General features: G+C 72.3%; 25 protein-coding genes and 2 pseudogenes. 13 read left to right on the top strand and 14 right to left on the bottom strand.

The features are described from left to right. The 7 genes and pseudogenes from NX794_RS33250 to NX794_RS33220 all read right to left on the bottom strand — a co-directional run. Window positions 1-548 (bottom strand): annotated as a pseudogene (locus tag NX794_RS33250) (hypothetical protein); the annotation flags it as partial. A gap of 144 nt (window positions 549-692) precedes the next feature. Continuing rightward, window positions 693-914, bottom strand: a complete 222-nt coding sequence (locus NX794_RS33245; RefSeq protein WP_258783402.1) for a hypothetical protein — start codon at window positions 912-914, stop codon at window positions 693-695. A 3-nt stretch (window positions 915-917) separates the two neighbouring features. Further along, entirely contained in the window at window positions 918-1,370 is a 453-nt protein-coding gene (locus tag NX794_RS33240) for a hypothetical protein (RefSeq protein WP_258783401.1), read from the bottom strand. A 67-nt stretch (window positions 1,371-1,437) separates the two neighbouring features. Then, window positions 1,438-3,252: a coiled-coil domain-containing protein gene (locus NX794_RS33235; RefSeq protein ID WP_258783400.1), complete on the bottom strand. Its 1,815-nt coding sequence runs from the start codon at window positions 3,250-3,252 to the stop codon at window positions 1,438-1,440. 65 nt (window positions 3,253-3,317) lie between these two features. Next, a complete protein-coding gene (locus NX794_RS33230; protein ID WP_258783399.1) occupies window positions 3,318-3,743 on the bottom strand; it encodes a hypothetical protein in 426 nt (141 codons plus the stop codon). Continuing rightward, entirely contained in the window at window positions 3,740-4,060 is a 321-nt protein-coding gene (locus NX794_RS33225) for a hypothetical protein (RefSeq protein WP_258783398.1), read from the bottom strand. The genes NX794_RS33230 and NX794_RS33225 overlap by 4 nt, the downstream gene beginning before the upstream one ends. A 106-nt stretch (window positions 4,061-4,166) precedes the next feature. After that, entirely contained in the window at window positions 4,167-4,586 is a 420-nt protein-coding gene (locus NX794_RS33220) for a hypothetical protein (protein WP_258783397.1), read from the bottom strand. Window positions 4,587-5,101: 515 nt separating this feature from the next. Here NX794_RS33220 and NX794_RS33215 point away from each other — a divergent pair. The 8 genes and pseudogenes from NX794_RS33215 (at window position 5,102) to NX794_RS33180 (ending at window position 14,095) form a co-directional block, all read left to right on the top strand. Further along, window positions 5,102-6,025, top strand: a complete 924-nt coding sequence (locus NX794_RS33215; RefSeq protein WP_258783396.1) for a sigma-70 family RNA polymerase sigma factor — start codon at window positions 5,102-5,104, stop codon at window positions 6,023-6,025. Between the two features lie 13 nt (window positions 6,026-6,038). Next, the gene (locus NX794_RS33210) at window positions 6,039-7,370 is read left to right on the top strand and encodes a UTRA domain-containing protein (protein WP_258783395.1); all 1,332 of its coding nucleotides are present in this window, start codon (window positions 6,039-6,041) and stop codon (window positions 7,368-7,370) included. Then, window positions 7,367-7,924 (top strand): P-loop nucleotide/nucleoside kinase family protein, encoded by a 558-nt coding sequence (locus tag NX794_RS33205; RefSeq protein WP_309506057.1) that lies wholly within the window; start codon window positions 7,367-7,369, stop codon window positions 7,922-7,924. The genes NX794_RS33210 and NX794_RS33205 overlap by 4 nt, the downstream gene beginning before the upstream one ends. Window positions 7,925-8,810: 886 nt before the next feature. Further along, window positions 8,811-9,992, top strand: coding sequence for a hypothetical protein (locus NX794_RS33200; RefSeq protein WP_258783393.1), 1,182 nt, complete (start codon window positions 8,811-8,813; stop codon window positions 9,990-9,992). A 142-nt stretch (window positions 9,993-10,134) separates the two neighbouring features. Continuing rightward, window positions 10,135-11,460: pseudogene (dnaB, locus tag NX794_RS33195) on the top strand (replicative DNA helicase); the annotation flags it as partial. Window positions 11,461-11,552: 92 nt separating this feature from the next. Continuing rightward, window positions 11,553-11,930: a hypothetical protein gene (locus NX794_RS33190; RefSeq protein WP_258783391.1), complete on the top strand. Its 378-nt coding sequence runs from the start codon at window positions 11,553-11,555 to the stop codon at window positions 11,928-11,930. 838 nt (window positions 11,931-12,768) lie between these two features. Beyond that, window positions 12,769-13,503 (top strand): thioredoxin domain-containing protein, encoded by a 735-nt coding sequence (locus tag NX794_RS33185; RefSeq protein ID WP_258783390.1) that lies wholly within the window; start codon window positions 12,769-12,771, stop codon window positions 13,501-13,503. Between the two features lie 148 nt (window positions 13,504-13,651). Continuing rightward, window positions 13,652-14,095 carry a hypothetical protein gene (locus NX794_RS33180; RefSeq protein WP_258783389.1) on the top strand — a complete coding sequence of 148 codons (444 nt, stop codon included), beginning with the start codon at window positions 13,652-13,654 and terminating at the stop codon, window positions 14,093-14,095. Window positions 14,096-14,146: 51 nt separating this feature from the next. Here the strand turns inward: NX794_RS33180 and NX794_RS33175 are convergent, their stop codons facing one another. The 7 genes from NX794_RS33175 to NX794_RS33145 all read right to left on the bottom strand — a co-directional run bounded on the left by NX794_RS33175 (window position 14,147) and on the right by NX794_RS33145 (window position 19,191). Then, a complete protein-coding gene (locus NX794_RS33175; RefSeq protein WP_258783388.1) occupies window positions 14,147-14,566 on the bottom strand; it encodes a RapZ C-terminal domain-containing protein in 420 nt (139 codons plus the stop codon). Window positions 14,567-14,694: 128 nt separating this feature from the next. Continuing rightward, complete coding sequence (locus tag NX794_RS33170) at window positions 14,695-15,201, bottom strand: DUF6420 family protein (protein WP_258783387.1); 507 nt, start codon at window positions 15,199-15,201, stop codon at window positions 14,695-14,697. After that, window positions 15,198-15,362, bottom strand: a complete 165-nt coding sequence (locus NX794_RS33165; protein WP_258783386.1) for a hypothetical protein — start codon at window positions 15,360-15,362, stop codon at window positions 15,198-15,200. Before NX794_RS33165 ends, NX794_RS33170 begins: the two co-directional genes overlap by 4 nt. Beyond that, window positions 15,359-16,204, bottom strand: coding sequence for a hypothetical protein (locus NX794_RS33160; protein WP_258783385.1), 846 nt, complete (start codon window positions 16,202-16,204; stop codon window positions 15,359-15,361). Before NX794_RS33160 ends, NX794_RS33165 begins: the two co-directional genes overlap by 4 nt. Before the next feature lie 230 nt (window positions 16,205-16,434). After that, entirely contained in the window at window positions 16,435-17,703 is a 1,269-nt protein-coding gene (locus NX794_RS33155) for a site-specific integrase (RefSeq protein ID WP_258783384.1), read from the bottom strand. 142 nt (window positions 17,704-17,845) lie between these two features. Further along, window positions 17,846-18,205 carry a hypothetical protein gene (locus tag NX794_RS33150; protein ID WP_258783383.1) on the bottom strand — a complete coding sequence of 120 codons (360 nt, stop codon included), beginning with the start codon at window positions 18,203-18,205 and terminating at the stop codon, window positions 17,846-17,848. Continuing rightward, window positions 18,205-19,191, bottom strand: coding sequence for a ParA family protein (locus NX794_RS33145; protein WP_258783382.1), 987 nt, complete (start codon window positions 19,189-19,191; stop codon window positions 18,205-18,207). The genes NX794_RS33150 and NX794_RS33145 overlap by 1 nt, the downstream gene beginning before the upstream one ends. A gap of 299 nt (window positions 19,192-19,490) precedes the next feature. Between NX794_RS33145 and NX794_RS33140 the strand changes: the two genes are divergently transcribed. From NX794_RS33140 to NX794_RS33120, 5 genes are all read left to right on the top strand, one after another. Then, complete coding sequence (locus NX794_RS33140) at window positions 19,491-20,135, top strand: helix-turn-helix domain-containing protein (RefSeq protein WP_258783381.1); 645 nt, start codon at window positions 19,491-19,493, stop codon at window positions 20,133-20,135. 584 nt (window positions 20,136-20,719) lie between these two features. After that, a complete protein-coding gene (locus NX794_RS33135; protein WP_258783380.1) occupies window positions 20,720-21,775 on the top strand; it encodes a hypothetical protein in 1,056 nt (351 codons plus the stop codon). Then, window positions 21,775-21,978 carry a hypothetical protein gene (locus NX794_RS33130; protein WP_258783379.1) on the top strand — a complete coding sequence of 68 codons (204 nt, stop codon included), beginning with the start codon at window positions 21,775-21,777 and terminating at the stop codon, window positions 21,976-21,978. Before NX794_RS33135 ends, NX794_RS33130 begins: the two co-directional genes overlap by 1 nt. Window positions 21,979-22,178: 200 nt before the next feature. Next, the gene (locus NX794_RS33125; RefSeq protein WP_258783378.1) at window positions 22,179-22,619 is read left to right on the top strand and encodes a hypothetical protein; all 441 of its coding nucleotides are present in this window, start codon (window positions 22,179-22,181) and stop codon (window positions 22,617-22,619) included. Further along, the gene (locus tag NX794_RS33120; RefSeq protein ID WP_258783377.1) at window positions 22,616-24,151 is read left to right on the top strand and encodes a 3'-5' exonuclease; all 1,536 of its coding nucleotides are present in this window, start codon (window positions 22,616-22,618) and stop codon (window positions 24,149-24,151) included. Before NX794_RS33125 ends, NX794_RS33120 begins: the two co-directional genes overlap by 4 nt. Window positions 24,152-24,201 lie beyond the last annotated feature (50 nt).

The following is a 24,201-nucleotide window of genomic DNA, read 5'->3' as shown; positions in this document are numbered from 1 at the left end:
CCCTTGGCGCGGGCCTGCGCCGCGTCGTCGGTGATCTTCGCCAGCGCCGCCGCGTGCTCGGCGCGGGCCTTGATCTGCTCTGCCTTCGCCTTCGCGGCGGCCTCCCGGACGGGGGCCTGGTCCTCGAAGCGCTGGCGGCGGTCGCCCAGCCACTGGGTCATGCCGCGCAGGGCGGCAACCGCGATGCCGATGGCGACCACCATCGCGCCGCCGGCTCCCTCACGGCTGCTGCCCCCGGCGTCGCCCTCACCGTCGTCCGGGGCCTCCGACCGCATCACGACGGGGGCCGCCGAGGTGCGGGCGCCGGGCGGGCGGGGAACCGGCGTCGGCGGGACGGCCGGTTCGGGTACGGCGAGTACCGGGCGAGCGGGCGGCTCCTCGTCGGAGTCGCTCGCCGCCGGGGGCGGGGAGGCCGGCGGGTCCGGGGGCGCCGCCGGGGCGGGCGGCGCCGGGGGCCGGGGCGGTCCCGGCGGGGGCGGCGGAGGAGGCGGCGGGGCACCCCCGCCGGTCGGCCGGAACGGGATCACCCGGCCTTCGTCGTCGCTCATGAACCCTCCAAGGGGGTTGACAGACGGTGACCGCCTCGCGTACGCGCGCGCGTGTCCGCGCGCCCGCGTGTCCGCGCGTCCGCATTACGCGCGCGCGAGGCGGTCACCGCCGGGTTTGAACAGTGGATTGATTGACCCGGGTGGTCACCCTTCGTAGCGGGAGACCCAGGTGGAGATGGTGCGGGCGAGGTCGTTCCACGCCTCGGCGTCGCCGTTCTTCTCGCGCTCGGCGGCGACCGCGCGGGCCCGCTCCATCCACGACTCCGCCAGACCGCGCGGGCCGCGCTGGGCCCGCTCGGTCTGGCGCTTCTCGAAGTGGTCGAGCTGGTTGGCCGCGCGCCGCTCAGCCTTGGTCTGGGCGGCCACCGGTCAGGCTCCTCGCCGCAAACCGTCGAAGACGTCCCCGAAGTGGGACTTCTCCGGCGGCCCGGGGGCCGTGTCCGCCGGCGGGGACTCGATCGCCTGCTTCGCCTTGCCCTTGGCGAGGGCCTTGCGCTGGCGCTTGGTCTCGCGCTTGACCGGCAGGTCCTCGTAGGACTTCTGGAAGCGGCCGTTGAAGCTGATCAGGTCGGCAATTGCCTGCTCGACGTCGTCGGCCGCCTTGAACAGGGGGTTCGAGACGTACCAGGCCCGGAGGCGGGCCTGGCCGGGCAGGTCGCCCTCGATGGAGTCGTACTCCTTGACCTCCGCCTGCACCTCGCGGGCCAGGCGGCGCAGGTCGTCGACGATCGGCAGGAGCTGCGCCCGGCGCTGCTCCAGGTGCGTCGCCCGGTCCGCGGGGGACTGGAGCATGTCGGGGGTCCACTTGCTGGCGGCGCTCATGTGGAGGGTCCTTTCGTGTACGTGGGGAAGGGGAGCGGGTCCGGCCCGCGCCGACCGCCGTGCCGCATCAGCGGACGGCGCGGATCTGGTTACGGACCCACTCGGGGTCCAGGCCGCCGAACTCGGCGGCGAGGGCGGTGGGCGACGGGGTCTCGCCCGCCCCGATCAGCTCGGCGGCGCGGGCCCGTACGGCGGTGCGCTGCTCGGCGCTCGGGGCGCCGGGCCTGCTCTTGCCGGTGCGCTTACCGCCACCGGTACTGCCGGGCTTACCGCCACCGGTAGAGCGCGGCTTACCGCTACCGGTAGAACCGCCGTTACCGCTCGGGCTACCGCTACCGGTACCGCCGGGATTACCGCCCGCGTTACCGCTACCGGTAGGAGGCCGGTTACCGGTGCCCTCACCGCTTGCGGTGTCGTCCTCCGGCTCGTCCTCGGCGTCCTGCTCGGCGCCCTCCTCGTCGGCGGTGGCGTGGTCGTCCATGAGCTTGTGGACGCGCCACACGACCGCGACGAACATCAGGCAGACGGCGATGATCAGGAGCTGCTGGTCGTCGGCCTCGGGGGTGGCGAGGTGGTACGTGATGTTCGCGCCGAGCATCAGCAGCAGCGCCGGGTACACGTCCTTCTCGCGCTTGAAGGCGACGACGCAGTAGATGTCGATGCACACCGGCAGCAGCGGCGACCACGGGCCGAAGCCGACCATCATCGCCAGCTTGTACTCGCCGCTGGCGGCGAGCCCGATCGCGGCGAACAACGCCATCCAGACCATCAGGTCCCAGAACGTCTTCGCCCAGCCGATCCTGCGCTGGGCCCACGACTTCTTCCTCGCCGCCGCCCTGCGGGCCCGGTCCAGCTCGTCCTCGGCCCGGCGCTGGAGCTTCTCGGCGCGGGCGGTGGCCTCGACGGCGTCCTTCATCACCTCGGCCTTCTCCCGCTCGGCGCCAGCCACGATCTCGCGCGCCGCCCTGCGGGCCTCGGTCTCGGCGTTGCGCCGCAGCTCCGCCAGTTCGGCGGTCAGCGCCGCGCGCTGCTCCTGGCGGCGCCGCTCGTGCTCCTCACCGAGCTGTCGGAACTCCGCCTCCGTCTCGGCGCGGGCCGACTCGACCTCCTTGCGGTAGTCGTCCAGCTCGGCCTGGATGGCCGCGCGCCGCTCGGCGAGCTCCTCGTTCAACTCCAGCAGCGCGGTGCGGCGGGCGAGGCCGGTCTCGGCGGCGACCGCCGCGTGCGCGGCCGCCGTCTGGTTCGCCTGCTCCTGGGCCTCCCCGAGGATGCGCGCCGCGTCCGCCAGGGCGGTGCGGTACGCGGCCTCGGCGGAGGACCGGCGCAGCGCGGCCAGCTCGACCGCCTGCCGCTCCGCCTCGGCGAGCAGCGTGCGGGCCGCCTCCTCGGCGGCCGCCACCGTCTCCTTCGCCTCCCGCTCCGCGGCCGCCACGGTCTCGGCGGCCTCGGTGCCGGCGGCGTCGAGGCGGTCGGCGGCGGCCTGGTCGGCGTCGGCGCGGACGGCGTCCGCCCCGAGCCGGGCCCGGTGCAGCCGCTGACCGGCCTCCTCGGCGACCTCGACCAGGACCCGCCGGGCGTCGGCGGCCGCCGCCCGGCGGATGGTGCCAGCCGACTTCTCGGCGGCGGCGATCAGGCGGGCCGACTCCTCGGCGGCCTGTTCCCGGGCGAGGTCGAGGGTGTCGGCCGCCCGTTGGACCAGGTCGGCCGCCCGGTCGCGGGCGTCCGCGATCCGGGCCTCGGTCTCCTCCCGCACCTCCGGGCTCGGCGGCACGGGTGCCGGTGCGGCCGGTCGGCGCTGCGGCGGGGGTGTCGTCGTCTTCGCCGGCGGCTTCGCGGCCGCCGTCTTCTTCCGGGTGCTGCGGGTGCCGGTTCGGGCCGCCACGCCAGCTCTCCTTTCATGCGGGTGGCCGCCTCCCGGCGGCCACCTGGTGTGCGGGGCGGTCCGGCTCAGCTCCGGTGGAGACGAGCGGACAGGCGGTCGACCTCGCCGCGGACGCGGATGCCGACCCGGAGGATCTGCTGGCGGAACCGCAGGTCGCCGCTGTAGTGCAGGCGGGCGTCGGCCCGGCGGGCGGGTCCGTTGACGACGTAGGCCAGGTGGAAGCCCAGCCGCGTCATCTGCGGTCCGCGAATCGCGGACGCCACCTCGGTGACCGCGTACAGGACGAAGGCGTAGGCGAAGATGCTCGCCGCCGCCGTCCGGCGGGTGGCCCGGGCGCGGAGGTTGCCGATCGGCCCGTGGGCCAGGGCGATCTCCACCAGGTTCTGGTGGACCTCCCAGTCGACCGGGGACCAGGAGACGACGTCGCCGTGCTCCTGGCGGAACCGCTCGATGGCCAGGACGGGCCTGCTGATCAGGTCGGTGCTGCTCATGCGGTGACCTCTTCTCCGCCCCGGATCAGGGCCTCGCGTGCGGTGAGGATCTGGGCGGCCGCCGCCTCGGGCAGGCCGGTCGGGTCGATCTCCTGCAGGAGCTGCTCGGCGCGGGCCCGGCGCAGGATGTGGAGCTGGAGGTCGTCGACGACCCGGTCCAGGTGGTCGAGCGTCCGGGCGCGGTCGCCGTGGACGACCTGGAGGGCGAACAGGGCGGCCGCGGTGTGCACGGTCGCGGTGTCGACGCTGTCGGCCTTCGCGCGCAGCTCGTCGAGCTCGCGGGTCCGGACGATGCGGATCGGGAGACGCAGCTTCACCGTCGGCCCCCGATCCCGGACATCGCCTGGCCGTGACGCCGAAGGTCGGCCTCCGCCTTCCGCCGGGCCTCTTCCGCCTTGCGCACCGCCTCGTCGGTCTGGGCGCTCATGCCGCCCACTCCGTGTACTCGTCGCCGCCGGCGTACGCGTCGAAGTCGACGTCGACCGCGGCGACCAGGGCCTCGATCTGCTCGACGGTGATCTGCGAGCTGTCGATGATGATGCGCAGGCTGACGTTGCCCTGGCACATCGTCCCGGCGACCCGGAAGCCGGTCTTGGTCCGGGTGATGCCGCTGTTCTCCAGCTCCTTGACCAGGGCCGGGAGCAGGTGGGCGGCCTCCTTGCGGACGACCAGGTCGGCGAGGATCTCGCCGGGGCGGACGGTCACCTCGACCTCGATGCCGAGCTTCACGAGGTTCTGGACCTCACCGAACACGCTCCACGCCTCGGCGACGACGTCCTCGACACCGTCGGACACGGCCTTGGGGCGGATCGGGGCGGCGGTGGTGACTGCGATGATGGTCATGCGGATCGATTCCTTTGCTGGTAGATCCGTGGACCCCCGGCACATATGGCGTCTCCAGCGCCGTGTCGGGGGTCGCGTCGTTCAGGGACGACGCGGTGAGCGGACAGGGACTCGCACCCGTGGCCCCACCCCTGGGGCCCTCTGTAGATCCGCTCTCGGGCTGCCGTGCGGCCAGCCCCCCGCTCAAGACCCCACCGGCAACTGCCGGCGGGAGGGTCGTCTCGTCGTGATGACGGCGGGGGCGCCGCGCCCGAAGTTCAGGACTCTCTGTTGAGTTCTTCTCGCCGGTACACCGGGCTCGGTACAGCTCCGAGGAGGTCCGGTGTCGCCGCTCTTGCTGGTAGTACGGGCGCTGAAAACAGCGCTGACGTGCATGTATAGCCGACGCGACGGAGCGTTTTAGGGCGCTAAACCGACCGCGTACCGAAACCATAGGACTCCACTCCGCAGCGAGTCAACCACCTTGAACAGTTGCGGTTTAGTGGGGTAAACATGGAGCACGAAGGGAGGCACGGATGGAAAAGGAACGGCCCGACGCTGCTCCGCTGACCGAGCTACAGGAACAGCTCCACGCAGCGTTCGACGTCGCTTTGTCCCAGCTCAAGGAGCTGGCGGACCCTCTGCAGAGGGCGAAAGCCGCCCACACCCTCGTCGGCCGCGCGCAGGAATACGGCAACGAGGTCCAAGCGGTGCGCAACGAGGCCATGAACGAAGTTCTGCGAGTTGGGGAGCTGAACAGCACCCAGTTGGCCGGCGAACTCGGCATCAGCAAGGGCCGGGTGAGCCAGCTGGCGAAGGGCGCTCCGCCGGAGCGCCTGTTCCTGGGGTCGGGCAAGGTCATCGTGGCGCTCGCCGAGAAGCTCGAACACGGCAAGCTGCACGACGGCCGCGACAAGCGGGTGCAAGGCCCCGTGATCGCCACGGAGGACTTCCAGACCTACGAGCACCTGCGGGAACTGGCCGAGGACGTCGGCCTGGAGATCACGTTCGAGCGGATTCCGCTCGGCGGCAACGTGCGGCTGAACCGGAACAATCTGGTCGTCATCTGCGGGCCCCGGCTGTCGCCGCTGATCGAGCAGATCCTCGAAAGCGACCCCCACCTGCGGTTCGACAAGGACGACGAGGGCTGGTTCCTGACCGACCGGAAGACCGGTGAGGTCTACCGGTCGCCGATGGACCACGGGGGGAACAGCGACATCGCGTACTTCGGCCGGCTCCCGCGACCTGACGGACAGGGCACGTTCCTCTACATCGCGGGCATCCACGCCCGCGGCTCCGGTGGCGTCGTGCACTGGCTCAACCACGAGCTGGCGAACGTGCACCGCGAGCTGAAGGCGAAGCGCTTCTCGACGCTCATCTCCAGCACGTTCGACCCCGACACGCTGGAGATCACCTCCAGTAAGCGCATCACGCCGTTCTACCGCCCGGAAGGGGCCTGACGTGCAGGTATCCATGGCATCGACCCAAGGTGTGGGCACCGCGAACGAGGACATCGTCCACGTGAGCCCCACCGGAGTGGTCGTACTGGACGGCCTGTCCGCCCCGAAGGATCTGCCCATGGGGTGCATCCACGGCACCCCATGGTTCGTCCGACAGCTCGGCACCACCCTGATCAACCTGATCGGCGACGACGAGGTGTCCCTCCGGGAAGCCCTCCGTGTCGCCATCACCGAGGTCAACGACCTGCACCGCGACTCCTGCGACCTGGACCAGGAAGCGGTGCCGGCCTCGACCGTGGTGATGGTCCGCGAGCGCGGCGACGCCCTCGACTACCTGGTGTTGTCCGACAACGTCCTGGTGCTCGACCTTGGAGCCGACGGCATCCGTACGGTCGTTGACAAGCGGGTCGAAGAGGTCGCGGCCGACGAGATGCGGGCCGCTCTGCAAGGACCGACCGGCACTCCTGAGCACGCGGCCCGTGTGTCCCAGCTCGTCACGGTCCAGCGGCGCCTGCGGAACAAGCCCGGCGGCTACTGGGTCGCCGCCACCGACCCGGCGGCCGCCGACGAAGCGATCACCGGCTCCGTGGATCTCGCGAGGGTGCAGCAGGCCGCGCTGCTGACCGACGGCGCCAGCCGCCTGGTCGACTCCTTCGGTGCCCTCACCTGGCACGACCTGCTGACGCTTCTGCGCACCGAGGGCCCGGCCGCGCTGATCGCCCGCACCCGGGAGGCGGAGCTCGAAGACCCGGTGGGGGAGCGGTGGCCGCGGTTCAAGCGCTCGGACGATGCCACCGCGGCGTACGTCAAGCTCGGTCAGCCGGTCTCTCTCTCCTCCGCCGCGCAGCGGCTGGAGCGCGGGAAGTCCACCGGATCGTCGTGGGGGGCGGGTGAGCGGTCCGACGGCCATGCGGCCGGGTTGACCGAGGCGCCGCCGGAGGTCGCGGCCGCACTGGGCATCGAGGCCGGCGCCGAGGTGATCCGCCGGACGCGCGTCTACCGCGACCGGCACGGCATCGTCGCTCACTCGACGTCCTGGATTCCTCGGGAGTTCGCGCTGGTGGCTCCGGACCTCCTGCGTGGTGAGCGCCTGCAGGGCGGCACGTCGCTCGACGTCATCGCTCGTGCCACCGGCCGCCAGGCCGTGGAACGTGATGACGAGACCGGTGCTCGCGTCGCCACCTCGGAAGACGCGGTGCTCCTGGAGCTGGTCGACGGCGGCGTGCACGCGATCCTCGTCCTGACCGCCCTGTTCCGCGACCGCGACGGGCAGGCGCTGGAGTACGGCGTGGACCTCGGCGCTCCCGGCCGGACTCGCGTCGAGACCTCGGGCGTGGCCCTGTGACTCGTCCTCGCGCGCCCCGATGCGTCCTGATGGCGGGCCTTCCGGGCTCGGGGAAGACCACGCTGGCTCGTGAGATGGAGCGGCAGGGCTTCGTCCGCATGTGCCCCGACGAGCAGGTCTGGCAGGAGCACGGCCACTACGGGCGGGACTTCCCTCGCGGCGAGTACCGGGTCAGGGAGCGGCCCGTCCTCGACCGAATCGCCGCCGAGCTGCAGGCCGCACTGAGCGCTGGTCAGGACGTGGTTGTCGACCATGGCTTCTGGACCGTCGAGGAGCGGGAGCAGTGGCGCGCGCTCGGCGAGCTGGTCGGCGCCGACGTCCTGCTCGTCTACCTGCCCGGCGACCACGACACCCTCTGGCGACGGATCGACGAACGGAACCGGGCCACCTACGAGGACCCGAACTCCATGTACTTCACCGAGGCCGATCTCCGGCGGCACAGCAGCCGCTTCGTCCCGCCGGGGCCCGACGAGGCGCACCTCGTCTACGACGGCCGCCCGGCAACGGTCCTGACTGCCCTGGCCGGCGGCGACACTCCGCAATCCACCCGCTAACCCACGCTGATCGGCCGGAAGGAGGCAAGATGGCCCGCGAAACGCAAGCAGGCCCCCGGAGGGGCCTGCGGGTCGCGCTCGCCGGTTGTGGTGGTCGGCGCCGCGATCAAGCACCTGTCGAGGAGGTGCCTGCGATGGTCAGCAGGCTACGCGTGCCCATGGTCAGTGGGCCAGCGGGACACGGCGACACGCCGCCGGCGGCCCGCGCTTCCCGTGTGGCGGGACGCCTTCGCAAGTTCTCTCCCGGAGAACGGGATCTCGGAGTATCCGCGCCGGAAACCCGGTACAACACCACACCGGCGTCGTGCACGATCACCGGATGCACCGGCTTCTACCAGCTCATCGCCGGTTTCCCCAACCGGCGGAAGGACTCCACCATGGTCGCCATGACTGCCCGCGCCCCGTAACGCCGAGAGCCGCCCCTGCGCCAACAGGAGCGGCTCTCGACCTACACAACTTGACTCAGGTTCTGGCCTCACGAGCCCACAGCTTCTGAGTCGTACGTCGGCTGATGCCGGGTTCCCGACCCTGTCGGGCCCGGTCACCATCAGCCAGGGTAACCGCCTACCCGGGTTCTACGCAGCACCGCTGATAGGCCCGTCCGGTTACCTGGTGATGATCACCGACGTGCGACTCTCTACCCCGATTGGGAGAGATCGCACCCCATGCACCGCCCCCTCCGGCCCGCCTCCGCGAAGCCCGCGACGGTAACCGTCGCGGCCGCGTACGAAGGCGCCGTGACTAAGACTTCTGAGCTGAATCGCGCCGTGAGCTGCGCAAACGATGGTGTCCGCTTTGGCACGTACAACGCCTGGGTGACTAGCACCCCGGCGCCCACGCGCGTCTTCCCCGCCCTGTCCGCCCCGGCCGCGCCGGCGGTGGCCCGATGAGCACTCCCAAGCGCCCGAAGGCCCCGGTGGCGACCCCGGACCAGGTGGTCGAGCTGTACGGGCCCGACAACGACGGCTGGTACGACACCCGGGTCAAGGACTGGATCGCCCTGTGCGAGGACCTCAAGGACGGCGAGGTCCGCGGCTACCTGGTCCTGCGCGGCCTGGTGGTCGACAAGTTCAAGAACCACGTCCGCGTGCTCACGCTCCGGAAGCTGTGCGAGCTGATCCCCGGCCCGGGCAAGAGCAAGGGCCCGAGCAGCCTCACCCGGGTCCGGGGCATCCTCGACGGCCTCACCAAGGTCGGCCTGGTGACCACGCCCGAGGGCCAGCCCATCAAGACGTCCTCCCGTGAGAGCGCCCTCATGAAGCCCCTGCGCCTGCGCATCAACGATGACGCCCCGGTCGACTACGCGGGCTGGCGGAACTCCGAGGACAAGCTCAAGGCCCTCGGCATCGCCCTCGCCGAGCTCGTCGAGAAGGACGCCGACGAGGCTGACCAGGACGCCTCGAAGGCGGGTCGGAAATCCGACCCGGATGGGGAAGCGGGTCGGAAATCCGACCCGACGGGTCGGAAATCCGACCCACGGGGTCGGGAATCCGACCCGCTCACGGGGGGTGACCAGCAGGAACGCGATCTTCCTCTGGTGTCTTCCTCTGGATCTTCTCTCTCTCCCTCCGCAGGGGACGCAGCGGCAACGTCCGTCACACCGGACACCGAGACGGGAACGACGAGAGAGACGGCTGCGCCGGAAGACAACCCCGCTCCGGCTGCTGCTGGTGTCCCGGCTCCGCGCGACGGCCAGGCCGACGACGAGCAGCGCTCGGAGCTGCTGGAGATGCTGCTGGGCCTGCCCGGCCGGATGCACCGCGACGACGCGGCGGACCTGCTGCCGCTGGCCGTCGACGCTCTGGCGGAGGGCTGGACGGCGTCCCGGCTGCGGGACCACCTCGTTCGCCGGTGCGACCCGGAGCGCGCCTACGACGTGACGGCGATCTACCGCAAGCACCTCAAGCGGCTCCCGGCGGCCCCGGCCGGGGTGGGCGGTCACCCGGCGGCGGCCGCGCCGGCGTGCTCGAAGTGCAACGGGTCCGGCCTCGCCGAGGACCCGGAGACCTTCCTGCCGATCGGCCCGTGCGAGTGCCGCATGGCCCCCGCCTTCGCCGTCGCGTCCTGAACCGCCCGGCCTTCCCCGAACAGCAGCAGCGGCCGGAAACCTTGCCCGGCCCGGCCGCTGCCCGAATCTCGCGAACGGAGATCCACCCATGAGCGTAGCCACCGCCCCCGCCCCCTCCGGCGAGGACATCGACCCGCGCGACTTCGAGCGCCTCCCCCCGCAGGACCTGGAGGCGGAGCAGTCCGTCCTGGGCGGCATGCTGCTGTCGAAGGACGCGATCGGCGACGTCGTCGAGATCCTGCACGGCTCGGACTTCTACCGGCCGGCGCACGAGGTCGTGTTCCGGGCGATCCTCGACGTCCACGGCAAGGGCGAGCCCGCCGACCCGATCACGGTCGCGGCGCACCTGACCAAGACTGGCGAGCTGACGAAGATCGGCGGTGCGTCCTACCTGCACACGCTGGTCCAGCAGGTGCCCACGGCGGCGAACGCCTCGTACTACGCCGAGATCGTCTACGGGGCCGCCGTCGCCCGGAACCTGGTCGTGGCGGGTACGGCCATCGCCGCCAGCGGGTACGCCCGCGACGGCGAGACCGACGAGCTGGTCGAGCGGGCGCAGGAGCGCCTGTACGGCGTGGTCCGCCACCGCGGCGACGAGTCGCTGATGGACGCCTCGGAGGGCATGGACGAGACCTTTGACGACATCGAGGCGGCCGGGAAGCGCAAGTTCGGCGAGCTCACCGGCGTGCCGACCGGCTTCGCCGACCTCGACACCCTCACCCTCGGCCTGCAGCCCGGCCAGCTCATCCTGATCGCGGGACGCCCGGCGATGGGCAAGAGCACCCTCGGCCTGGACATGGCCCGTGCCGCCAGCTTGAAGCACGGGCGGACCAGCGCCTTCTTCTCCCTGGAGATGGGCCGCAAGGAGCTCCACATGCGGCTGCTGTCCGCCGAAGGCTCCGTCGCCCTGCACCACATCCGCTCCGGCCAGCTCGACGACGCGGCCTGGACCCGGATGGCCAAGGCCAAGGCCCGCGTCGACGCCGGGAACCTGCTCCTGGACGACTCCCCGGAGCTGACCGCCATGTCGATCCGCACCAAGGCCCGCCGGCTCAAGCAGCGCGGCAAGCTCGACCTGGTCGTCATCGACTACCTCCAGCTGCTCCAGTACGGCGGCGGCCGCCGCCCGGAGTCCCGCCAGCAGGAGGTCTCCGACATCTCCCGCCAGCTCAAGCTGATGGCCAAGGAGCTGGAGGTCCCGGTCATCGCGCTCTCGCAGCTCAACCGCGGGCCCGAGCAGCGCACCGACAAGAAGCCGCAGGTCTCCGACCTGCGCGAGTCCGGCTCCCTGGAACAGGACGCGGACGTGGTGATCCTGCTGCACCGCGAGGACCAGTACGAGAAGGAGTCGCCCCGCGCGGGCGAGGCGGACCTGATCGTCGGCAAGCACCGCAACGGGCCCACCGCGATCATCACGACCGCCTTCCAGGGCCACTACAGCCGCTTCGTGGACATGGCGCAGACCTGAAATCGAACGAATGTACGTTTTTGGCTCATCCTCTGCGGTCCCGCCCGGCGGGCCGCGAGGATGAGCCTCCGACGATCACCGGAGGGGAACCGATGACCAGCAGCGCCGACGGCCAGGAGCCGGAGAAGACCTACGCCACCACCGTCCGCCCCGCGAAGCTGCCCGACGTCGTGGTAGTGCCGAGGGAGCTGGTGGACGACGCCAAGCTCTCCCTGGCCGACCTCGGCCTGTGGGTGAAGCTCACCGGCTACACCCGCGTCGAGGCCGACCTCGACAAGTTCGTGGCGTGGCTCCTGGCCGGCCCGTTCGGCAGCCGGGTCGACGTCGACGAGGCGGGCCTGCGCGCCGGGGTCCAGCGGCTCATCGACGCCGGGTACGTCACCGTCGACACCGCCGGGGCGAAGAAGGCGCGGGCCGACCGGGGGGCGGCCGAGATGAACATGTTCCCGGTGTACCCGCCGCGGAGCTGAGCCCGCGACACTGACCGGTCCGGGTGGCAGGCTGCCGCCCGTCTAGTCACACAGACCGCCCCCGGCGCACCTCCGCGCCGGGGGCGCCGTGCGTTCCGGGTACCCCGGGTACCCGGGGTACCCACCGCCGGCCCGCCCGGCGCCCCGCGTTCCGGAGCCTGTTAACAGGCCGTTGCGCCCCCGTACAAGGGTGATGGGTGCGGCCGCTACCGCACCCATCACCCCAGCTCAGAGCCCTTCCTTGACCCACCATCGCGCGGACGATCTTGACCCCCTCGCGCTGGAAGCGGAGCGGTGACCTTGATTCGGGACGGCCCGATGGCCGGAAACAGGCAGGTCATGCGCCGGACAACACCCGCGAGTAATGAGCGCAAGGGCCTGTTAATAGCCCAGAGGGAGGGAGGCGCGGCCCGTCACCCATTCGGGTGACGGGCCGCGCCGTGGGGCTGACTCTGGGAGGAACGTGCAGGTCAGTACCTAGAAAGGAGCCCTTCGGGCACGACCTTCCAAGCCCCATCGGCTCCGCCGATGAACACAGACGCGCTTCGCGCGGCGACTACAAGAGCAGGGCGGCGTGTCCCTGTGTGGCCGTGTGCGGCTCTCGGGGGCTGATCGGCACTCCCCGACGGCGGTGGCCGGGCAGGCGCTCTGTGCCCCCTTCACGCCCCGTCTCGGGTCTGTTTCGCATGATCCCCGGGTGGGGTGCGTCGACATTCGGCCAGGCCACGGCGATGTTTGGCCTAGATCATCCGCATATGGGACGTTCACCCGGTGAACGCGTCGCCCGGCTCGTCCGCGATTCGCGGACACGGCCGGCGCGGTGGCAGGCTCTCCGGCCATGGCGAAGAAGATCGACCCCGAGGCCCGGCAGCAGGTGCTGGAGGCCGCCGAGGCGCTGCTGAGGGCGAAGTACGGCGGCGGCCGCGACTGGCACGACCCGGCCCGCGTGATGCACGCCGTACGCGCGGCCGCCGACCGCTACGGCCTCGACGACGCCGAGCAGGCGGAGGTGCCGGCCGACGACGTCCTCGCCGCGCTCACCCAGCTCGACGAGGCCCGCGCCGCGCTGGACACCTTGGAGCGCGACCTCACCCGGGCCGCCCGCCGGCGCGGGGCCTCCTGGCAGCAGGTCGCCGACTCCCTCGGGCTCGCCAGCCGTACGAGTGCCGAGAGCCGGTTCGTCCGCCTGGAGCGCGATGCCGCCACCTACCGCGGCGACCGGTACCCGCAGAAGCAGCGCGCCGAGCGGGCCCGCGACCGTGCCGGGGAAGCCTGGTGCCGGGCCAACGCGCCCCGGTTGCGCGCCGCCGTGTGGTCCCTGGCCTGCCTGAACGACTCCTGGGAGCCCCTGTCGCGCACCGCGCCCGCCGAGAAGCTGGTCTCCTGGCACCGCGAGCTCGACGGGCCCGGCCTCGCCGCCCGGCTGAACGCCCTGCGCCACGTCCTCGACTCCCCCGGCGTCGAACCGCCTGCCGTCGCCGCCGCCGCCCGCACCGAGGTCCTGGAGGTCTTGGCCGACCTGCGCGCCGCTCGCCACGGCGTCGAGGCCCCGGCGGGCGGTTGGACCCATTGACCCCAACGGGTCCGCCCTCGTGACACGCGCGCACGTAGGACGGTTCCACGAAGTTCCACGAAGTGTTCCTTTCGCAGGTCAGCGGCCTGCACCTCGTACGGCGGGCGGAACCGCGGTGCCGTCCGCCCGGGCCGCTCGTTGAGCGAGCATGAGCGACTTCGAGCAGTGGATGACGGCCGTCGAGGCGACCCCCGGCCCCGGCGAGGACCGCCTCGACCTGCTGCGGGACGGCGAGGGGATCGAGGGCCTGGACGAGAGCGAACAGGCGGCGTGGGTGCTGCGCGTGATGGTCGACTACACCCGCGAGCCCCAGGGGTGGCACGCCCGCGTCCTGGTCGGCCTCGCCGGACCGGAGTGCGCGGGGCCGGCCACCGGCTTCGGCCGGTTCAACGACACGGTCGTCGCGGTCATGGACCAGGCGCAGGCCCTCGCCGACGCCACCCGGCGGCCGGTCAAGGTGATCCACGGCGTCAGCGGCAAGCCGGACCGCTTCCTGCCCGCCCTGGCCAAGCACGCCCCCGGCCTGCGCGGCGTCGACTCTCCGGTGTGGGTCGCCTTCCCCGAGCCCCTCGCGGCCCCGGCGGCGCCCTAGGTCGGACCTGTTGGGTCTAACAGGTCCGACCGCCTCCGAGCTGTGCTCCGGTCATCCCCGGGCCGGGGCGGGCAGGTGGTGGTGGACGACGTCGGCCGGGAGGCCGCGGCCGGTCAGGATCTCGGCGAGCGCGTCGGCGACGACGACCGCGCGACGCTGGCCGTCCTCGTCGCCGACCAGGACCCGCAGCCGCAGGTTGCGCGCGGCGTTGGCGTCGAGCAGCGCCCGGGCCTGGTCGCAGGCGCGCTCCAGGACCGTGAAGGCCCGGGGCGAGGCGAGGACGTGCTGGACGGCGTCCGCGTCGGTGCCGTCGCGGCCGCGCAGGCCCGGCTCGTCGGCCGGGTCGTCGAGCGGGACGCCGCGCAGGTCGATCAGCAGGCACCCGGTGGTGCTCTGCGGGACGCCCCGGGCGAAGCCGAAGCTCTCCACCGTGATCCACGGGGACTCGCTGCTGCTGTAGTCGAACGCCATGGCTGGCTCCTCTGCCGGTCGGGGATGGCGCTCCCACGATCCCGTCCGGCGTCCGGCGGCGACAGGGGATCGGCCGTGTTGCCCGTTGCCTCTTCGGCCGCCGGTCGGACCTGTTAGGTCTAATGGGTCTAAACGGCCTCTACCTGGCCTTCCTCGTCCGGGCCCTCCAGGGGGCGGACGGGTCCGAACCGCGCTTCGGACTCCTTGACGATCCGGCCGGCGGGGACGAGGTCTCCCAGCTCGATCGCGAGCACGGCGCGTACGAACGCGGCGAGCGTGAGGGTGCCGTTGCGCAGCTCGAAGCAGCGCAGCACCCCGTCCGAGAACGCGGGACGGTGGCGGCACCCGGCGTGGACGCAGTAGCCCTCGACGGCCAGGGCGAGCCGCCGGAACGCGGCGTCCTTCTCCGGGGTGCACTGCGCGGGGCAGCCGAGATGGTCCAGCGTGATCCGCAGGTGCGCGGCGTTCGCCTCCGCCTTGCGGATGGTCAGCCGTCCGCCGCCCGGCGTGACGTAGCGCCCGGCCTCGACCGGGGCGTACGGGTGGATCAGCGGCAGCTTCACCTCCGAGCCGTGCAGGACGGGCAGTCCGTCGTATTCGATGTACGGGCCGGCGGCGCCGCGGTCCTCGGTCATGTAGCCCTCGTCTCCCCCGGCCGTTCGGCGGGCTCGTGGTCCTGGTCCTCGTCGTCTTGGTGGTCATCGGCGGGCCAGCGGCCGAACGGTCCGGCCCGGCCGGGGCCGGTGGCGCCGAGCTGGGCGGCGCCGCCCTTGAGGCGGTGGTGGGCCCGGATCACGGGCGGGGCCCCGCAGCCGGCGAGGCCGTGGCGGGCACGTTCCGCAGCAGCGCGGCGGTCATCGCCAGGAGCGTCTCCGCCTCGGCCCGGTCGTAGAGGAAGTCCTTGGTGACCGGGTCGTTGTGCATGGCGCCGGACGTCTGGCTGTAGAGAGCGTCCTGGATGCGCCACCAGCGTTCGGTCTGGTTGCACTGGTTGGCGAGCTTCTTCGACCCGGGCCTGTCCCAGTCCACGTTGTGCTGGACCCACTCCAGCGCCCGCCGGACCTCCAGGATCGACGCCCGGATCTCCCCCGTGGTCAGCAGCCGCTGCGCTTCCCGCAGCAGTCGGCCGACCTCGGCGCGCTGCGGGTCGCCGAGCGGGTAGGGCACGGCCATCTCGAAGGCCGCGGACGGCCCGAGCTGTGCGACCTGCTGTTCCCAGGTGCTCTTGGCGAGGGTGATGTTCTCCGTGGCCTGGGCGCACCCCGGGTACCCGGGCGCCTGCGGCAGGGTGGCGTTGAGGTCGATCTCGAACCGCACGTCGCCGGTGCGGGCCTCCTCGATGGCGTGGACCTGCAGCGACGTCAGCGGGAACACCAGGTTCACCCGGTGGACCGTGACGACGGGGGTGTACGCGAGGTTCGCCGTGATGCGGCCGAGCCGGGATCGCTGCGCCGGCGCGGCGTCGAAGCCGAACAGCTCCGCCTCCAGGGCGAGGATCTTCCCGGCCTCGTCGAACGGCGACACCCCGACGGCGAGCTGAACACTCAGTTCGTGGCCGCCCAGCGTGCGGCGCAGCCACGTCTGGTCACTGCTGACCGCCGTGGTGAACCGGATGTCGTCGAAGCGGAGTTCCTGCATGGCTCCCCCAAGGGCGTGAACGAACCGCCGATTCTGCCGGTCCGGTCGCCGCTCCACCGCCGGTTCCCCATGGGACTCACCCCCGCGCGCGTGCGTTGGACGGTCTCATAGGTTCCACGGATGTTCCTTTCCGCAGTTCAGGGCGCTGCACCCTGGTCTCACGGCGGACAGGCGAAGGCCCCGCTCGCAGGGCGGGCGGGGCCGGGTTGGACCTGTTGGACCCAATGGGTCTACAGCGGGGCGAGACGGGCGGCGCGGTCCAGGGCCCGCAGCAGCTCGGGCTCCCACCCGGCGCGCGGGGTGTCGTAGGCGAGCAGGCCGGAGGCGGAGAGCACGTCGAGCTGCACCTGGTGCTCGATGCCGAGCCGCCACGCCTCGCGCAGGGCCTCGCGGGCCCCGTCGCGGGCGGCGCGGCCGGCGGTGGCGGTGGAGCGGGCGTCGGGCAGGGCGGCGAGCTGGCGGCCGGCGTTCTCGAGCTGGCGCATGAGCGCGGCGGCCTTCTCGGCGTCCGGGCGGGGCGGCACGAGGTGGAGCTCGGGGGCAGCGACGCCTCGGCGCAGCTGCTCCATCCGCTCCGGGAGCGGGCTCCAACCCTCGGTGCCGCCGAGTTCGGCGTTCACCTTGGCGACCGCCGCGGCGTAGGCGCGTTGGGCACCACGCGCTTGCAGGGTGGTTCCGGCGGGCCGGTAGTCCGGGCCGCTCTCCTCGTCGGCGTTGCCGCCGTGGTTGCCGCGTACGGACACCCAGACGGCGTCGGCACTGCCGGTGACGTCGGCCATCAGCAGGCGCCGAACGAGGAACCAGCGGGTGAGGGCGGCCCGGGTCGCGCGGCGCAGCGGGTAGACCTCGACCGAGACCGGGTCGTCGGGTCGGGCGTTCTGCGGGCGGCGCACGATGCGGACCTCGGTCAGGGCGGGGGAGAGGTCCTCCAGGCGCAGCGCGCACAGCTCGCCGACCCGGGAGCCGGTGTCCAGGGTGACCGAGGCCATCGCCAGCATCCGCACCCACCGGGGGTAGCCGCGGGTGAGCAGGCCGCCCTCGGCGGTCCAGTGGGTGCGCCGGCCGATGTAGTCGGCCACCGTCTGCAGGCTGGTGCGCATCCGCTCGCGCCGGTCGACGTCGACCGGCTCCTTGCGCGGCTGCTCCTCCTGCTGGCGCAGGTGGAAGACCTCCAGGCCCAGCTCGCGCTGGAGCAGCACCATCACCCCGGAGCGGACGTTCGCCGTGGCCTCGGAGGTGGGCCGCTTCGCTCCCCGGTCGCGCAGTTCACCGGCGAGGGCCAGGCGCTCGTACGCCGTGAGCGCGTCGCGGTCGAAGACGTCCGCCAGGTCCGCGTCGACGTCGAGCGGGTGGTCGGCGTGCTGGAGGGCACGGACCAGCTCACGGGCGTGGGCGCGGATCTGCCGTTCGCGGGCCTCGGACGGCGCGGCGGCGCAGGCGGACTCGACCGCCTCCCGCAGCTCGGGCACCTCGTCGAGGACGTCGGGCTTCTTCTTCACGGATCGCACGGTAGCCACGTCCGGACAGCCGCACGGACCGAACGAGGAATTAGACCCATTAGGACCAACAGCCCCAACCGTCTCTGACGTGCAACGGGAAGGGCCTCGCCGGACGTGCGGCGAGGCCCTGGGGGACGCGTGGTCAGCCGACCGGCGGGCCGGTCTTGAGCTTGGCGTTCGGCCGGGCCGGGAAGCGGTCGCCGTCGTTGTACTGGGCCTCCGCCTCCTCGACGGCCGACTCGATCGCGGCCTCCACGAACGCGGAGAGGGAGACCGGCGGGATCTCGACCTTCGGGTTGCGCTGCAGGGCGACGACCGTGTCCCGCAGCCGCTCCAGGAGGTCGTTGCCGACGTAGGCCGGCACCTTGCTCTTGCCGCCGGGCGCCTGGCCGCCGCCGCCGATCAGCTTGCCGAGGATGCTGCTGCCGCCGACCGCACCGGCACCGCTGCCCTTGTCCTTGGCCCCGGGGTCGCCGGAACCGCTTCCACTGATCTTGGGCATCAGGCGGCGTCCTTCACGGGCAGGAGGGTGTGGGCGAGCTGGTTGTAGTCCAGAGCGGTCGTGGCCAGGGCCGACAGGGCGCGCAGGGGCAGGCCGCGGGCGGGAGCCGCCGCCGCCTTCACGTTGCGGCGGGCGGGCGAGATGATCGCGCCGGGGTAGTCCCGGCGGATCGTGGCGGCGATCTGCGGGACCAGGTTGGACATGCTCCAGTTGGTCATCACCGCGGCCGCGACGATCAGGTCGGGGTTCTCCACGCTCTGGACGCCCTCGATCGTCCGCTTGAGGTCGCTCAGCGCCTCCTTGTCCAGGGCGCTCACCTGCATCGGCAGGATGACCTCGTCAGCCGCCACCAGGCCGTTGATGCTGAGCTTCCCCAGCGCCGGCGGCGCGTCGATGATCGTGATGTCCACCGGCACCGTGGACTTGCGGATCGCGGCGCGCAACTGCTGGTCGCGGGCGGCCCGGCCGTCGAACTCGACGTGCTTGAGGTCCTCGAAGGACGGCACCAGGTACAGGCCCTGCACGGCCGTCTCGTACGTGCACTCGTCCAGCGGCTGGCGCCCGTACAGGACGTCGGTGAGGGTGTAGCGCTCCTTCTCCGGCACGCCCTCGAAGTTCGGCCGCAGCCACGCCCGGGTGACCGAGGCGTCCTGCGGGTCGGCGTCGATGATGCGGACCGTGTATCCCATGGCCACCCACGCGGCGGCCAGCTCGACCGACGTCGTGGTCTTGCCCGCGCCGCCCTTCTGGTTCACCACCACGTACGTGCGGTGCCCGGTGAGCGGGGCCGGCGGCAGGGCGTAGTGCGGCGGGACGAAGAGCTGCGGCCGGGCGTCGTCGCGGTAGTTCAGCAGCTTCGCGATGGCGGCCTCGACCGCCTCCTGCGGTTCCTCCAGGAACGGGATCAGCTCGTCGACGCGCCAGTCGCGTACGACGTCGAGCCGGGGGGCGGTGTCGGGCAACGGGCCCAGGACGGTCATGGACATGCGTTGCTCCTCATCGGCCGGTCCTCGGCGCTCCCGTACGGTTCACGCCCCGACCGTACCGCCTGCACCCGCCCCGATCCGGCCACCGGCCCGGGCCCGACTCCTTCGGGGAAACCGCAGGACAGGCGATGTTCGACCCGTTGGACCCAATGGATCTAGCCGGGCCAATGGATCTAGCCGGGCCGGGCCCGGCAGGGCGGAACCTGCTGGTGAGACCCCGCGCGCGCCCGCGTGGGTCTGTCGCACAACGCGCGATAAGGCCGGGACGGTAGCGGCCGGCGTCCGTACGGTGCGCCGACATGAGATCGAGCAACCGCCGCCACGGCCGCCCGGGTCGCCCCTGCCTGCTGTCCCCCGCGCGGGTCGACGCCATCGTCAGGGCCTCCGCCGTCGGGGCCAGCACCACCCTCGCCGCCGAGGCCGCCGGAGTTTCCCGCGCCACCCTCGCCCGGTGGCTCGCCCGCGGCCGCGCCGCCGCCGAGGCCCGTGAGGACGGGGAAGCCCCTGACGTCGAGGACGAGGCGTTCGTGGACCTGTTCCGACGGGTGGAGCTCGCCCGCTCGCAGATGGCCACCCGGGCACTCGCCCGCGTCCTGCAGGCCGGAGCCGGGAGTCTGGTCCTGGACGAACGGGTACGCACCTACCGCGATCCGGAGACCGGCCTGGACGTCGAGGAGCGCCAGACCCACTACCTGCGCGCGGACTGGCGGGCGGCGTCCTGGTGGCTCGCCAGGGTCTTCCCCGAGCACTACGGGCCCAACGCCAAGAGCTGGGAGGAGCAGCTCGGCGAGTTCACGGCCGGGGAACTGCGCGGCGAACGTGTCCGCGCCGAGTCCGCCGAACTCGCCGGCCTCGCCGCCCGCCTCCAGGCCGTCCTCGAACCGGCCGCCACCGACACTCCGTCCGCCGAACACCTCACCCCGTTCTCTCCCTCCTCCGCCTGATACTCCCGACCCCCCGTCACACCAGCCCCACCCGTCCCGAAACTGTCCAATTCTGTTGTCTGCTGCCTTCTCACGTACTTCCACGCTGTCCCGCACACCCGCTCCGACCTTCCTGACCAACTGAGATGAACCCACCCACTCCTTGAGGGACGAGGGGAGTGGGTGGGTTCATGTCTGGGGGGCAGGACGCGCAGGTCGGAGCGGGTGTGCGGGACAGCGCCTGTCACACCCTGGTTTACGGGTGGCTTTACACCCTGGGTGGGCGCCGGGAGTTGTCCGCCGGCGAACTCCTGGGGTTTCCCACCGTCCTCTTTCGGGCGGATCTTGCGCGTACCGGTCCCCGCCGTCGGCAGTGGGCGGTACCGTGCTGTGCACGGCCCTCGCACGGGCCCAAGCTAAGCCTCGGCCCATGACTGGGAGCTTTCTGAGGCGGAGGTGCCAGGACCGGACGGTCCCAGTGCATCAGTGCGGAGAGCAACACCGAGCTCGTCTCAACGAACTGCCGTATGCCCGCGTAGTCCTCACCGTTCTCGCGCGTGCATCGGGTCATGGGTAACCGCTGCACGCTCCGATGGGAGAACGCTGTGGTCAAGTCGCACGGGAAGAAGCAGCGCGCCAGGAAGAAGGCGCAGCGCACCGGAGCCGGGTACGCCTCGGCGGCCGCCGGCACCACGCACGAGCACACGCCGCTGCCGGACATGGCGGTCCTGGAGAAACTCCCGCACGTCGCCGGACGGGATCTCGATCTCGAACTCGCCGCCCGGCTCGTCGCCGCCTGCCGGAGCCGGTGCCGGCCCTGTCAGCGCACCCTCGCCGAGAAACTCCGCACCGAGCAGCGCCCGACCCTGACCGCGCTCGCCGCGGCCGTCTACGCGACGTTGCCCTCGCCGGGCTTCATCGCCTCGTCGACCACGCAGGGGTGGGCGCCGACCGCGCGGGCCGGGAAGGCGGACCCGGCGGCGGCCGCCGAGGCGCTGGCCACCGTGGAAGCGATGGACGACGCGGCCGCCTCCGACCTCCTGGAGGACGCGCTCGACCACTGGGCCGTGGGCGGGGCCTCCGCCGAGGAGATCGCCGACATGGTCACGGTCGTCCCCGAAGCGCCACCGCGCCAGCGCCCGGCCGACCCGATGGACCTCTTCCGCGAGGCCGGGGTCAAGGTGTTCACGCTCGATGACCTCGACCTCGGTGACGACGTCGACACCTACGCCCTCGCGCCGGCCTACGGCGTGATGCCGATGCAGACGAGCACCCCGGACGGCCAGCCGATGCCGATGCTCCTGCTGTACCCGGAGACCGACGGCGCCGGGATCGAGGACCTGGAGGCCCGCACCGACTGGGAGCACTGGGGACTGCACGGGATGCCGGATATGGACCCGCTGTGGCGGGTGCGTGCCCGGATCGCCGACCGGTCCCTCCAGGGCCTCGTCCACGTCGGCCCGGACGGCGAAGACGACGTCGAGCTATGGCGAGCCACGCAGTCCGTGAGCCTGCCCGCCGACTGGTGGGACCTGCTCGACCGCGTCCAGCACCTCCTGGTCGTCGGCCCGGTCGCAGATCCCGAAGCACCCGGGGCGATGGAGGCCGCGGGCGACGCGGGCGAGCTCCTGGCCGTCGTGGCCCGCGTGGCGTTCGTCTGATGGCCCGGCGTGAACGCCGCCCGCGCCAGCACCTGGCGGGGATCGCGGAGATCCGCATCACGGCCGACGAGGCCACCGTCGCGCTCGTCGTCGAGGCCCTGCGCCGCGAGTTCATCATCACGGAGCCGGAGCCGTACGACAGCGGCCACACCTATCTCAAGCTCGACGCCGGCAACACCGCCCCCGATCCGGATGACGGCTGAGACCGCCTCATTTCCGGTCGGAAATTTAGAACTTGCCCAGGTCACCGGCCACGGCCCCGGTGCCGTCCGGCGCGCACGCACCCGCACCACGGGAGCGCTGACCGCGCCGGTCGGTGCCGGGGGAGCGGGGGTCTGGGGGGCGGCGAAGCCCCCCAGCACCCACCGGCCCCGGCCCCGGCACATCTCGAAGGGAGACCCCAATGCCCCTGGAACCTCGACCCGACGAGGCGCCCCCGCTGATCGAGGCCCTGGCCGTGTGGGGGTGGGCCGTCGAGCACGGCGGCATCCCCGCGCGGTACGCGGCCATCATCCTGGCCGACCACCCGTGCTTCCTCAGTCGCTGGGACACCCGCGCCGAGCGCTACTACCAGGCCCGGAAGCACCTGGCCGACTGGGAGAACGTCGTCGTCTACATGGACTGGCCCGGCGACCAGGCCATCGAGGAGGAGCGCTGGGACCAGGACGCCTACTGGTGGCTGCGCGAACGCGCCCTGCGCGGCCTCGGCCTCGTTGAGAGCGACGAGACGACCGAACAGCTCACGCACCGGTACCTCCAGGAGCAGATCGCCGAGTGCGAGCGCCTGGCGGCCAAACAGGACCCCCGCCGCATCCGCCCCACCGACGAAGGGACCGACCGATGACGGACACCACGACCGAGAACACGCCCGCCGCCGAGACCGTGACCGAGGCCGCCGCGGCGATCCCGCAGCAGGAGCCGTACGTCCCCGAGGCCCTGGGGGCCACCCGGATCGCGATCCTGCTCGCCGAGCACACCGGCGAGCCGGTCACCCCGGACGACGTCGCCGAACTCGTCGCCCAGGAGCACCTGGAGGTGGTCGACCACTACAAGGGGTGGGCGATGTACTCCACGGCGGCCGCCCGCGAGCTCGACGTCGAGCTGGTGCGCGCCGTCGTCGGCGAGCGGGTGGCGTGGGAGGCGGCGAGCCTGCCCCGGGACGCGGCCGCCGAACGGATCGGCTGGCACTGGAGCGACCTGGTGCGCATGGGCGAGGAGGGCCGGATCACCACCGGGCGTGGCGGCCGGTACCTGATCACCGACCTGGACACGATGGCCGCCGAGGCCGACGGCGAGCAGTACGTCACCGCGCAGTACGCCGCCACGGACGTCCTGGAGATCCGCCTCAGCGACTGGAAGTACGTCGAGGCCGCCGGGTGGATTCGCCCCGCGCACGTCTACGAACGGGAGGTCGGCCGGCGCCGCACGGTCACCGTCTCGCTGTACCGGCTCGGCGACGTCCGCGCGGTCCGGGAGGTGCCCGGGGTCGACTGGGAGGCCGTCCGGGGCCTGCCCAAGGGAGCGCCGTCCCCGCTGCGCGAGTACGCCAAGCTCGCCCCGACCCGGGCCGCCGCCGTCCGCGGCTTCGCGCAGGCCCTGGCCGACCGGCACGGCGTGACCGTCTGGGCCTGGAACAGCCCCTACTCCGGCTGCTGGGAGCTGGACTGGGAGCGGATCGAGGACCTGCCCACCGAGGCCACCGTGCGCCGGGAGCTGGCCGACGACCCCGAGGCGGGCATCTACGCGGGCGAGATCACGCTGTGCCCGGCCTGGGGCGAGATCACCCGGGAGGCGAAGGAGCTGCTGGAGCCGGGCCGCGCGGTCGTCCTCGACACCGAGACCACCGACCTGCACGGCCACACCGTCGAGATCGCCGTCCTCGACGCGGCCACCGGCAAGAAGCTCATGGACACCCTGGTCAACCCGGAGGCCCCGATCAGCGACGGGGCGCGGTGGGTGCACGGCATCACGGACGAGATGGTCGCCGACAAGAGGCCGTTCGAGAAGGTGCTCGCCAGGCTCCGCAAGGTCACCAAGGGCCGGACCGTCCTCGCCTACAACGCCGAGTTCGACCGCTCCGTGGTCCTCCGCGACATCGCCCGAACCGGGAAGAGGCCGATGCACCTGGAGCCCTGGAGCAACTGGTACTGCCTCATGGAGGCGTACGCGGCCTGGGTCGGCTCCCACCGGTGGCTCCGGCTCGGCGGAGGTCACCGCGCCGCCGGCGACTGCGAGGCCGCCCGCCGCGTGCTGATCGAGATGTCCAAGGGGATGGGCACCGCCTTCACCCCCCGCCCGGCCGTGCCCGGCGATCCCGTCCCCGGGCCGCCGTCCGGCACGGCGCTGGCGAGGTCCAGCGCCTCCGAAGCCCAGTAGACCCGCCGACAGACCCGCTCACGAATCCGCAGACGGGCCCCTGTAAGACC

It is taken from the genome of Streptomyces pyxinicus (genome assembly GCF_024753135.1).
In the GTDB taxonomy this organism is placed as follows: domain Bacteria; phylum Actinomycetota; class Actinomycetes; order Streptomycetales; family Streptomycetaceae; genus Streptomyces; species Streptomyces pyxinicus.
Note: the sequence above shows the minus strand (reverse complement) of the source record. Positions and strands in the feature narration are given on the sequence as shown.